Raw genomic sequence first — 11,999 nt, 5'->3', positions numbered from 1 at the left:
GGTCAAAAGTACCGAGCCACTGTTAAACAAGTGGCTGCAGCGGTCGATAGCATTTTCACAAAACCGACTAGCCAACAGAGGGCTGCACTGTGTCGATAAAACTGCGATTACTGTTGTTGATTGGCACCAGCTTGCTCACCGCGCTGATCGTGAGTCTGGTCAGTTACGTAGGTAACACGCAGATGGCCGAAGCGGTGAATGAGAGCGAGGTCAGCATGACCGCGCTGCGCAATCACCTCGAAGCCGACATGATGCATGACGCCCTGCGCGCCGATGTGTTGTCGGCGATGCTGGTCGGCCTGGGCAAAAGCACCAGCAGCAAGGTCGAGGTGCACAGTTCAATCGAAGAACACACGACGCATTTTCGCGAAGTGCTGGGTGAAAACCTCAAGTTGCCGGTCAACGACACCCTCAAGGTTGCCCTGAACAAGGTCAAGCCGAGTCTGGACACCTACATCGCTGCGGCAGAGCGCATCGTTGGCCTGGCATTGGAAAACCCCGAAGCCGCGCAGAAAGAACTGGGCACCTTCAATGCCGCGTTCAGCCAACTGGAAGATCAGATGGCGGCCCTCAGCGAGCTGATCGAAACCAACACGCAACAGACCAGCCAAAATACCCAGCAAGCGATCCAGAGCGCCAACTTCACCCTCGGCGTCGTGCTCATCGCCAGCCTGGTGTTGCTGCTTATTCAGGGACGCTGGGTGATGCTGAGCATCATGGGGCCTTTGCAGACCGCTAATCGTATCGCCATCAGCATCGCCCATGGCAACCTCAGCGAACCGATTGTCGAGCCGACGCAAAAAGACGAAGCCAGCACCCTGATTCGCAGCCTCGCCACGATGCAGCGCGACTTGCGCGGCATGATCGAAGTGGTGCGCAGCAACGCTCACGGCGTGAGCGGCATGAGCGATCAATTGAGCAGCGGTTGCCATCAGGTCGCCGACAGCAGCCAGCAGCAAAGCGCCGCCGCCAGCACCATGGCCGCCGCCGCCAGCGAAATGACCGCGAGCATCGAGGAAATCACCCGCCACGCCGAACGCGCGCTGGACATGGCCAATCAGGCTGAATCACTGGCCAAGGATGGTGGTCGGGTGATCCATCAGGTCGTCGCAGACATGGACGGCATCGCCCGTTCCGCGCAGCAATCGGCCCAGGTGATTCGCACGCTGGACAAGGAGTCCGAAGGGATTTTCAGCATCATTCAGGTGATCAAGGGCATCGCCGACCAGACCAACCTGCTGGCCTTGAACGCCGCCATCGAGGCGGCGCGCGCCGGTGAGCAGGGCCGTGGTTTTGCCGTGGTCGCCGACGAAGTGCGTAGCCTCGCCGGACGCACCAGCGCCTCCACCCAGGAAATTGCCAGCATGGTCTCGCGCATCCAGCAAAGCACCCGCGAGGCGGTGACCAGCATGGAGGCGGGCGTGGCACAGGTGGACAAAGGCATGGCCGTGACGGCCGACGTTGAGCGCGCCATCCGTGAAATCCTCAGTGCGACGCTGAGTACCACGCAACTGGTCAACGACATTACCCGCACCATCGGCGAGCAAAGCCTGGCCAGCAACGAAATTGCCCATCAGGTGGACATGATCGCCGGTATGTCGGAGGGCAACAGCAAGGTCATCGGCCAGACCGCCTCGACTACCGATGAACTGTCGAGCCTGGCGGGCAAACTGTCGCAATCGGTGGATCGGTTTCGGCTCTGACAGCATCTGGTCGTTACGTCTTCCCGCTCCCACGCTTTTGCGTGGAAGCGGGAGGAGAGGTTCTTAGATAAGTTCACCGCAGAAAATATCGTGATTGCCATCGGCCGGGCTATCTCGCACCACCAGCGAGTAATGGCCGGAGCGCAGTGTTTCGTATGGCAGAGGCACAGTCTTCTGGAGTTGGATTCCCTCTGTTTCGTTGAAGTTGTCAGTCACGACCTGGTTGAGTGAATAGGCCGGTTTCGGCTCATGCCGGGCACAGCTTCCCGAGTAGACATAGGTATACAAGTGCGCCGGAACTAAAGTGCTATCGGGTACACCACCCACGAACAATGAGAGTTCCGTCTCACCAGTGTTCAAGGGGGTTAGAACGGCCTGAGCGATATGTCCGGCATTGTAAGTAGTTGCGTTCAAGGGAACGGCGTCGATCTGCTGCGGGGTTGCTACAGCCACCGAGATGCAGCCAGCCGCGACCATCAACGCCAGCGAAGATACGATTTTCATCGTAAAACCTCCTGCCTTACAAAGGCGTGCTGAAGTGATCCCCCTATAAATTTTAGTCGCCTATACACATCCAGGTGTTCTTCAGACGTTTGGTCCTCTGATGTTTTAGAGGTACTTATCCGTCACCGCGCCTTCCGAGGCACTGGACACGGTCTTCGCATATTTGGCCAGCACACCGCGTTTGTACTTGGATTCCGGGCGGACCCAGCGGGTCTTGCGCTCGGCCAATACCGCGTCGGTCACGTCGACGGTGATCTGCCGGGTTTCGGCGTCGATGGTGATCCGGTCGCCGTCTTCAATCAGCGCGATTGGCCCGCCTTCAAACGCTTCCGGTGTGATATGCCCGACCACAAAACCGTGCGAGCCGCCGGAAAAACGGCCATCGGTAATCAGCGCGACGTCCTTGCCCAATCCCTTGCCCATCACCGCAGACGTGGGCGAGAGCATTTCGCGCATGCCCGGGCCACCTTTTGGCCCTTCGTAACGGATCACGATGACGTCGCCGGCCTTGACCTCCCCATTGAGGATGCCGGCCAGCGCACCTTCTTCACCGTGATAGACGCGGGCCGTCCCTTCAAAGCGCAGGCCTTCCTTGCCGGTGATCTTGGCCACGGCGCCGGTGGGCGAGAGGTTGCCGTGCAGTATCACCAGGTGCGAGTCCTTTTTGATCGGTTTGTCGAAGGGCAGAATCACGTCCTGGCCTTCGGGGTAGTCGGCAACGTTTTCGAGGTTTTCCGCCAGGGTTTTTCCGGTGACCGTCAGCACGTCGCCATGCAGCATGCCGGCGGCGAGCATGCGTTTCATCAGTGGCTGGATGCCGCCAATGGCGACCAGTTCGCTCATCATGTATTTGCCGCTGGGGCGCAGGTCCGCCACCACCGGGGACACCTTGCCCAGCTCGACGAAGTCGTCCAGCGTCAGTTCGACATCCACGGCATTGGCCATGGCCAACAGGTGCAGCACGGCATTGGTCGAGCCGGCGAGGGCGATGACCACGCGGATCGCATTTTCAAAGGCTTTGCGGGTCATGATGTCGCGCGGCTTGAGGTCCAGCTTGAGCAATTCCATGACCTGCTGACCGGCGCGAAAGCTGTCTGACGCCTTGTCGATGCCGACCGCTTCCTGGGAGCTGGAACCGGGCAGGCTCATACCGAGCGCTTCAATGGCCGACGCCATGGTGTTGGCCGTGTACATGCCGCCGCAGGAGCCGGGGCCGGGGATCGCCACTTCTTCAATCTGCTTGACCTGAATCTCGCTGATATCGCCCCGTGCGTGCTGACCCACGGCCTCGAACACCGAAATGATGTCGGTGTGGCCGGCGCCCAGGCGAATGGTGCCGCCATAGACGAAAATCGACGGCCGATTCAGCCGCGCCATGCCAATCAGGCAGCCCGGCATGTTCTTGTCACAACCGCCGACGGTCACCAGGCCGTCAAAGCCCTCACAACCGACCACCACCTCAATCGAATCGGCGATCACCTCGCGCGACACCAGCGAATACTTCATGCCTTCGGTGCCGTTGGCGATGCCGTCGGAGATGGTGATGGTATTGAAAATGACGCCTTTGGCACCCGCCGCGTTCGCGCCTTTTTCGGCTTCCAGGGCGAGTTTGTCGATATGCATGTTGCACGGCGTGACCATCGCCCAAGTGGAGGCGATGCCGATCTGTGGTTTCTTGAAATCCTCATCGGTAAAACCCACGGCGCGCAGCATGGCGCGTGCGGGAGCGGCTTCGACGCCGTCGATGACTTGGGAAGAGTATTTGCGCAGATCGTCGTTGTCGCTCATGGCGTTGGCTCACATCAGCAGACCGTATCGGCAAGGATTGAAGTCTAGACCCGGCTGCCGCAAAAATCAGTCCACCGTTGCACACACTTCACGCACACATTCGCGCAACCACCGATGCGCCGAGTCCGCGTCCATTCGCGGGTGCCAGAGCATGGAAACCGTGATCGCTGGAGTGGCCACCGGCAGCGGGAAACTGTGCAGTCCGGTGCGCAGGTTTTGCGTGTGCCGTTCGGGTACGGCAGCGATCAGATCCGAGGCGCGGGCCAGGGCCAGCGCGGCGGAAAACCCGCCGACGATGGTGACGATGTCTCGCTCAAGCCCCAGTGATTTCAAGGCGTCATCCATCGGCCCTTTATCCCGCCCGCGTCGCGAAACCAGAATGTGCCGGCCGGACGCGTAACGGGCGGGGGTGATCTCGCCCTCGCTCAACCCGTGCCCGACGCGTACCACTCCGATGAAGCGATCCTGAAACAACGCGCGGGTGCGCACTTCGGGGCTGGTGGTGTCGTCCACCACGCCAGTTTCCAGATCGACGGTGCCATCGCGCAGCAGCGTGCGGTCCTGATTGAGTTTCTGCACAAAATGCAGACGCACGTCGGGTGCTTGCTCGCTGATGCGGGCGATAAGAGCCGGCCCGAAGTTCTCGACGAAGCCATCGCTGGTGCGCAGGGTGAATGTGCGCACCAGGTGTTTGAGGTCGAGTTGCTCGGCAGGGCGCAGCACCGCCTCGGCGTGCAGCACCAGTTGACTCACCTGTTCGCGCAGTTCGAGTGCGCGGGGTGTCGGCACCAGGCCGCGTCCGGCGCGCACCAATAGCGGGTCGCCAGTGGTTTCACGCAATCGCGCCAACGCACGGCTCATGGCCGATGGACTCAGGCGCAAGCGTCGGGCGGCGCCCGCGACGCTGCCTTCGGTGAGCAGGGCATCGAGGGTAATCAGCAGGTTCAGATCAGGAGTAGTCATGGGGTGAACGCTAGCACGACTTTGCAGTGATGTGGCGTTGCGTGCAGGTATCAAGTGCAAGCCGTGCGTCTTCCGCCATGCCACGTCCGGCCATACGCTGGAGACCAACTTTTGATTCAGTGGCCAGGCAATGAAACTCATCACGCAATCAGGATCGGCCCGTTGGGCACTCGCCAGTCTTTCGCTGTCGATGTTGATGCCTTCACTCGACACCAGCATCGCCAATGCCGGATTACCGACATTGGCTCACGCCTTTGACGCAACGTTTGCGCAGGTCCAGTGGATCGTGCTCGCGTACTTGCTGGCGATCACCACATTAATCGTCAGTGCCGGACGGCTCGGTGACCTTGTCGGGCGCAAGCGCTTGCTGTTGAGCGGGATCGCGATTTTTACCCTGGCCTCGCTCGCCTGCGGGCTCGCACCTTCATTGGGCTGGCTGGTCGCGGCCCGCGCGGTGCAAGGCCTCGGTGCAGCCGTCATGTTGGCGCTCACCGTGGCGTTTGTCGCGGACACGGTGCCGAAGGCGCAGACCGGCAGCGCCATGGGCTTGCTCGGTACGATGTCGGCGATCGGTACCACGCTCGGTCCGGCACTGGGGGGCATGTTGATTTCCGGGGTTGGCTGGCAGGCGATTTTTTTGGTCAATGTGCCGGTGGGCGTTCTGAATTTCGTGCTCGCCTATCGCTGTTTACCGGCGGATCGTTCAGTCGCCCGGCCAGGTGGTTTCGATTTGCCGGGGACGCTGCTGTTGGCGCTGACGCTCGGCGCGTATGCGCTGGCCATGACGTTGGGCGATTGGGGTTCGCTCAACCTGGTGTTGCTGCTGGTTGCGGTGGTGGGTGCCGGGTTTTTCCTGTTCGTCGAAGCGAAAGCGTCATCGCCCTTGATCAGGCTGGCGCTGTTCCAGGATCGCCGGTTGAGTGCGAGCCTGGTCATGAGCGTGCTGGTGTCGACGGTGATGATGGCGACGCTGGTGGTCGGGCCGTTTTATCTGTCGGGCACGCTGGGGCTGAAGGCGGCGCTGGTCGGGCTTACGTTGTCGGTCGGCCCACTGGTGGCGGCGCTGGCCGGAGTGCCGGCCGGTCGTCTGGTGGACCGTTTTGGCGCGCAGCGCATGACGGTGTTTGGGCTGACATTCATGGCATTGGGTGCGGGGGTGTTGTCGATTATGCCGACTGGTTTCGGTATTCCCGGCTATGTCGCGCCCATCGCAGTCATCACCGCCAGTTATGCGCTGTTTCAGGCGGCCAACAATACGTTGATCATGAGCGGTGTCAGTACCGATCAGCGGGGCGTGATCGCCGGGTTGCTCAGCCTGTCGCGCAATCTGGGGTTGATCACGGGCGCTTCGGTGATGGGCGCGGTGTTTGCAGGCAATGGCATGCGTGTCACGTTTGCGCTGGCGACGGGGTTGATCGTGCTGGCGTTAGTCATCGCGTTGCCCGCTCGCAAACGCCAGCTCTCCGCTGCCTAAACAGCGCATCCACCGCAGTCCCCTTGTAGGAGCCGAGCTTGCTCGCGATAGCGCAGTGTCAGTCGATACAAATGTTGACTGATACACCGCCATCGCGAGCAAGCTCGGCTCCCAGGGGTGGTGGTGGCGGGATCAGGAAACCTGCGTTTGAAGCGTGTCCAGAAGGTGGGCAAGCGGATCGGCCGTTTTGGCATCGTCGGTTTTTTTATCCGAGCCATCCGTCACTACACCCGCGAGGATTTCAGCCAGGTTGTGAAAATGCCCGGACTTCTTATCGGCGGGATCCGAGCCGGCGCTCTGGTTCAGTGCCGCTTCCAGCGAAAGGTGTTGGGTCAGCCATTGCGGCGTGTTCTTTTCTTCGGGGCTCATGTTGTCGAGAAAATCCAGGGCGGCATGAGCGCGGGCAACCGGGTCGTTGGCGAACGGGTCTTTCCAGTTTTTTTCCTGGTCCGCCGGGCCACTGTAATAACCGGTGGCGAGCCGGCCTTGCTGGCGCATCAAGGCTTGGGCCGACGCTTGTTCATCAGCGGTGAACTTGCCGCCTTCATTGGTGGCGACGGCGTTCAACGAACGTCGATCCAGGTCGCCAAACAGTGCATTACGGTCTTCATCCGTCTTGGCGTATGGCTGGCCGCTGGCGGTCATCTGCGCGTATTTTTCATCCATGCGCTTGCGCGCGTCGGCGGCCACTTCCGGGAAGGTCTTGTCCTTGGAACTGGAGACTGCGCCAGGCTTGGACGCGCCGAGCACCAGCGCATCGGCATTCATCCCCGCGCGGACCGGGAAGTACGGCGCATTGCCGACGATCGAGCTGTTGTAATCGGTGGAAGTGCTGGAGAGGCTCACCGAATCAGTGTTTGACGTCTGGATCTGCGCCGTCTCGTCTTGACCGACCTGCTGTCGGGTATTGGCAGACTTCGAATCGACAGCCGCCGCGTAGGCAGACATCGCCGCATTCGTTGAAGTTGAGACAGTGATCATTGTGCTTCCTTGGCGAGGACCGCTCACAAGTAGGAGCGTTGAGACGCTCGATGTCAGACACGGTACGTCGTATCCGTGACGCTTTCAGGTGTATCGGCGGCGACGCCCCCTACTTGAAGGCGCCGGTCGGTGGCCAGGGTTTCACCGATGATTCAAGGCGTCGGTTCCGGTTCTGTGGTCGCTTCAGCCTCTTCCTGAGGCTCACTCGGCCGCAGTTTGAACCGGCAGACATTTCCGCCCCGAACCATGCATTCCGTATGGTCGACCTCACCCCCCCCAACGCGCCGATCAAGGCCAGGTCCAGCTCGCAGACCACCGGATGCGCGGCGGCGAGGCGGTGGAATACGCAGTTGTGCGCGACGATTTCCTTATCGTCCGAGCTGCGAAAGATCACCTCGGCTTCGTACCCGGCCTGATTCATGTGCTGCACGATGGTGCCTTCGTCCACCACGTGCTGTTCACGGTCCAGCGCCAGTTTACGACCCATGCTGCGCATCAGTGCCGCCAGGGCTTCGGGGCCGATGATGCCAGCCACTTCGTCAATCAGGACACTGGCCAGCAGCTGATACTGGCGAGGGAATTGCTCCTTCGCATGGTCGGTGAGCTGATACAACTGCTCCGGACGCCGCCCCGTCGGGCGCGTATCACCGCGCAGCACCAGGCCGGCACCCTCCAGCGCCGCCAGGTGCTGGCGAATCGCGGTGCGGGTGACGGCCAACTGCTCGGCCAGCTCGTCAATGCTCATGCCGCGTGCATGGTGCAGTAGCGCATTGAGCAAGTCCTGCTGGGTTCGGCCCAGTCCTTCAAGCATGGGGTGTCCTCGCGCGGGTCAGAATTTTTCCGGGAACTGTTTGACCAGCGCCGCCGTCAGTGCGTCGGCCAGCGCGAGTATGTGGGTGCGCATCATGTTCCAGGTGCTGGCTTCGCCGGCATAGTCGTGCGCGGCGATTTGATCGATCTGGCTGACATGGTGCCCGCCGTGGGCGGCCAGCATCGTCACCAGGGTGCTCTCCGGCAAGTTGGGGTTGGCCTTGGCCAGGAAGGCGGCGATGGCTTTGGCGTTGCTGGTCAAGTCAGCGACGGCGGCCTGCTTGCCTTTGGCATCCTTGGCGACGGTGGCGTCGCTGTAGTGTTTCACCGCGCCCCAGTGACCGGCAAGCAGCTTGAGCAACTGATCGGCAGCGGGCTGGCCGTAGAGCGGGGCGATGCTGTTGGCGATTTTGGTGGCGTTATCGACCACCTGATCGGCGGCGACTTTAGCCTGTGCCTTGTCGTGCTCCTGATTGGCAATGGCGTAGCTTCTGATCCAGAAAATATGCTCGACCCACAGGTCCCGCAGAGCGAGACGGGTGGTGAGTGCCGCGCTGTCGGCGGCGGGCGGTGAAGCGGGGGGCGTCTGGCTCCAGACGGGTTGAGCGCACAGGGCCAACAACAATAAAGCCAAGGTTTTGATATTCATCACGGCACCCTCTGTAGGTGGGATTGTTCGACAATATCAATTAAAGCATCAAAATATGTTTTTATTGGGCGTTAGCAAAAATTGCAGATCAACGGTCATGTCGTTGCGCTGCGGTGGAGGAGGCGCTTTATCGAGGCTTATTCGCCTCGACACGTTTGAAGGAGAATGAAAGGGCTTTTTTAATGTGCCTGGCAATGGGCGTTTCTATTTGTTTATGGATGACATGAGACGCACCGATCATCAACGCGATAGTGCCCCAGAGCAGGAGGTGTGGGTTTATCGCCGGATAGGCAATGTTGAAAATCATAAAGCCGATCATTTGATGCAGTAGATAAAGTGGGTAAGTCAGCGCGCCTAATGCCGTCCAGTTGAATGTCCCTACGGCTGCAGTCTTGTTGGTTGCGACCAGGAAGAATGTCATGAAGAACAGGATGATCATGCTGCAGACGATCAGGGGATCGAAGTCGGTTGGATATTTGGTTTCGAGCAATTCGGCCCAAACGATGGCGGTGAAGCAGGCCAATGCCAATGCCCCAGCCAAGAGCAGCACTCGTGTTTTGGTGATCCCCTTGGCCCAGATCATGAAGAACGTCGCACCCGCTATGAAATAGGCGGCGTAATCGGTAATTAATACCGAGCGCAACTTTTCGAAGGCGAATACTTCGGCACCGGCAGAGATCAGCAACCACCACACAAGACAGGTTTCTATTTTTTCTATTTTCTTGAAGGCCAGGAGAATGGAGATCATCAGGTAGAACTTTATTTCTACAAACAGCGACCAGTACACGCCGTCTATGGGCTCGACACCTACAAAGTCGCCCAGCAACGTCATGTTAATAATGTATTGATAAACATCAGCGGTGTATCGCGGCTGCCCAATGGCCAGCGTGATCAGAAAAGTCAGGGTGCAGCACACCCAGAAAGCAGGGTAGAGGCGAATGGCGCGGGATATGAAAAAGGCTTTGAGATTGTTGCCCGACGCGGTCATGAGAATGACGAATCCGCTGATCATGAAAAACAGTTCGACACCCAAGTAACCGTATTTGGCAGGCTCAGCCAACAGCGGGTAGGGCATTACAGACATGTCGCCTTTTGCATACCCGCGAAAAGCATAGTGAAAAAACACCACGGCGAGCGCTGCCAGGAAGCGCAGCAAATCCAGTTCATTCAGCCGGCGTTTGATCACGTACACGCTCCAGATGGGTTGGCGCTGATTGACAACTGACCTCCCTGCCGATTGAACGTTGATCCAGCGCGAACGCTAGAGCAGCAGTAGCGCCTCATGGACTTCAATTGAAGGGGTAACACCTTCCTTGCGTTGGCTCTCGAGCCAGTTTCTGGTTTTGATGACATCGAAGATCTGGCCTTGATCCATCAAGGTCAAAAGCAGCTCATCGGAAACCCGATAGCGCCCGCATTCCGGACAATCCCTTTCCTCCCATGGGCCGTGGCACTGAATGCGTTCCGCCACGCCGACACAAATCAGACAATTCACCGTTAGCCCCTCATTCTTGTTTTTTTAACCGCCGCCCGGGAGCCGGATGAGGCTGGAATTCTGTCGACCTGACTGCTCGAACGAAAGTTCAGGGGTAATCGGATGAACCTGACGGACAGATCCATGATTGAGAAACGCTACTGACTGCGTTGCCACACCTTGACGTAATCGACTCTGAAGGTAGAGGGCAGGTCAGCATCGTCCACCACTCCGAACCATTGCCACATGGCCTCACTGTCAAAGACGATCTGCATTGGAAAGAAGAAATTCGTATTCCTGGATTCCCGGACCAGCACGCCATCGACGTACCAGCGCAGGGTGTCGGGCTGCCAGTCGAAGCCGTAGACATGAAACGTACTCGCCAGGCGCCAGGGGCTGACCCAGATGCTGGCGCTGGCGACATGTTCGGTGCTTTGGGGCGTGGCCCACAGGTGGGCGTTCATGTTGTACAAGCGGTCGTAGGCAGCGTCTTTGGTCTTGCCGCCGATTTCGAAGATGTCGATCTCGGTGGCGTTATCTTCCATGCCCGTCCAGGCCAGCCAGAAGGCGCTGGAACCTGCCGAGTCCATGGGTTTGGCGCGTGCCTCGTAGTAACCGTAAAAACCGCGCTCGACCGTGCGAACCATGGCGGAAGAATAATCCTTGAAACCCAGTTGCACGTACTTCTGTGGCAAGGCTTCCTTGCGAAAGACGATGTTCAGGTTGCCGTTGGCCAAGAACGCATTGGCCGGCCTGAACAGCGCCGGCTTGCGGCCCAGGGATTCATTCCCCTGGGCATTGTTGACGTGCCAGCGCACGGTGTCGAGAACGTCGCCATCGAAGTCATCGGACAGTTTGCTGTCGAATATCCAGTTACCCGCATCGGCCTGATCGGACAAGGGCAAGCCGGCGTCGTCGAGTGTCGGCAAGGGGCCCAGCGGCCCGACCCGGGTCCAGGTATCAGCCTGCCGGGGAATGGCAACCGACCACTTGTCCGCCAGGTATTGATACGCCTCTTGTTGCTGCGCAAGGGAGGCAAACGGGCGGTCGTACACCAGCACTTCCGCGATATCGCCTTTGAAGTTGTCGGCGTTTCCGACCACGTTGCGCCCGACCGCGTAGGGCCCAATCGGCACGTCTTGAAGTTCGAGCACGGAGATGGTCGGCGCGTAGGCGTCTGCCTGTCGCAGGCTAATGGCAAAGTTGGGCAGCACATTGTCGTTATCGACGCTATTGGGGCGTGAGCTGAACAGCCGCTGCCAAGGGTCTGCCGGGCTCTGTTCGGGCAGACGGCGGGAGACGATCAGGAGGGTTGCCGGGCCATTGCCAACGCGGATTGTTTTGCCCAGAAACGCCGAAACGCCATTGAAACGCACCACCGCGTGGCCGTGCAAGGCGTTGGCCACGAGCTGCGGACCCGAGGGCCCAATGGCGTCGTCCACCGTGGCGTGGTTGGATTTGCCGGACTTGTCGTTCCAGTGCTGGAGGCGGTCCTGTGCGTCGATACTCATGGTCGATGCATCGGCCGCGTCCAGCCACAGCACCAGCCCGGCGGCTGGCGGACGGGAAGGCGCTGGCGCGGCGCTGCACGCCAGCGAAACCGACAACAGCAGTACCCACAGGCATTCTCTGAACATGTGCTTTCCTTACCGT

At 59.7% G+C, this 11,999-nt stretch carries 10 protein-coding genes and 2 pseudogenes; 3 read left to right on the top strand and 9 right to left on the bottom strand.

The window, feature by feature from the left end:
• Positions 1 to 89: 89 nt before the first annotated feature.
• Both AB4N76_RS01720 and AB4N76_RS01715 read left to right on the top strand, forming a co-directional pair.
• Positions 90 to 797: pseudogene (locus tag AB4N76_RS01720) on the top strand (MCP four helix bundle domain-containing protein); the annotation flags it as partial.
• Between the two features lie 42 nt (positions 798 to 839).
• Positions 840 to 1,703, top strand: a complete 864-nt coding sequence (locus AB4N76_RS01715; RefSeq protein WP_408981002.1) for a methyl-accepting chemotaxis protein — start codon at positions 840 to 842, stop codon at positions 1,701 to 1,703.
• Between the two features lie 63 nt (positions 1,704 to 1,766).
• Here AB4N76_RS01715 and AB4N76_RS01710 read toward each other — a convergent pair whose 3' ends face one another.
• From AB4N76_RS01710 to AB4N76_RS01700, 3 genes are all read right to left on the bottom strand, one after another.
• Positions 1,767 to 2,207: a hypothetical protein gene (locus AB4N76_RS01710; RefSeq protein ID WP_046030309.1), complete on the bottom strand. Its 441-nt coding sequence runs from the start codon at positions 2,205 to 2,207 to the stop codon at positions 1,767 to 1,769.
• A gap of 105 nt (positions 2,208 to 2,312) precedes the next feature.
• Positions 2,313 to 3,995, bottom strand: a complete 1,683-nt coding sequence (gene ilvD, locus AB4N76_RS01705; RefSeq protein ID WP_460164026.1) for a dihydroxy-acid dehydratase — start codon at positions 3,993 to 3,995, stop codon at positions 2,313 to 2,315.
• A gap of 66 nt (positions 3,996 to 4,061) precedes the next feature.
• Complete coding sequence (locus tag AB4N76_RS01700) at positions 4,062 to 4,958, bottom strand: LysR family transcriptional regulator (RefSeq protein WP_460164025.1); 897 nt, start codon at positions 4,956 to 4,958, stop codon at positions 4,062 to 4,064.
• 130 nt (positions 4,959 to 5,088) lie between these two features.
• On the opposite strand from AB4N76_RS01700, the gene AB4N76_RS01695 reads away from it, so the two are divergent.
• Entirely contained in the window at positions 5,089 to 6,432 is a 1,344-nt protein-coding gene (locus AB4N76_RS01695; protein WP_046030307.1) for an MFS transporter, read from the top strand.
• Positions 6,433 to 6,564: 132 nt separating this feature from the next.
• On the opposite strand, the gene AB4N76_RS01690 is transcribed toward AB4N76_RS01695, so the two are convergent.
• From AB4N76_RS01690 to AB4N76_RS01665, 6 genes and pseudogenes are all read right to left on the bottom strand, one after another.
• Complete coding sequence (locus AB4N76_RS01690) at positions 6,565 to 7,413, bottom strand: hypothetical protein (protein ID WP_460164024.1); 849 nt, start codon at positions 7,411 to 7,413, stop codon at positions 6,565 to 6,567.
• 152 nt (positions 7,414 to 7,565) lie between these two features.
• Positions 7,566 to 8,224: pseudogene (locus AB4N76_RS01685) on the bottom strand (helix-turn-helix transcriptional regulator).
• Between the two features lie 18 nt (positions 8,225 to 8,242).
• Positions 8,243 to 8,872: a hypothetical protein gene (locus AB4N76_RS01680; RefSeq protein WP_046030304.1), complete on the bottom strand. Its 630-nt coding sequence runs from the start codon at positions 8,870 to 8,872 to the stop codon at positions 8,243 to 8,245.
• A 127-nt stretch (positions 8,873 to 8,999) separates the two neighbouring features.
• A complete protein-coding gene (locus tag AB4N76_RS01675; protein ID WP_077431954.1) occupies positions 9,000 to 10,058 on the bottom strand; it encodes an acyltransferase family protein in 1,059 nt (352 codons plus the stop codon).
• Positions 10,059 to 10,133: 75 nt separating this feature from the next.
• The gene (locus AB4N76_RS01670) at positions 10,134 to 10,367 is read right to left on the bottom strand and encodes a hypothetical protein (RefSeq protein WP_046030302.1); all 234 of its coding nucleotides are present in this window, start codon (positions 10,365 to 10,367) and stop codon (positions 10,134 to 10,136) included.
• 137 nt (positions 10,368 to 10,504) lie between these two features.
• On the bottom strand, positions 10,505 to 11,983 hold the full coding sequence (locus AB4N76_RS01665) for a family 16 glycosylhydrolase (protein ID WP_077431955.1): 1,479 nt from the start codon (positions 11,981 to 11,983) through the stop codon (positions 10,505 to 10,507).
• Positions 11,984 to 11,999: the final 16 nt, after the last annotated feature.

It is taken from the genome of Pseudomonas sp. S2_F03 (assembly GCF_054668335.1).
Note: the sequence above shows the minus strand (reverse complement) of the source record. Positions and strands in the feature narration are given on the sequence as shown.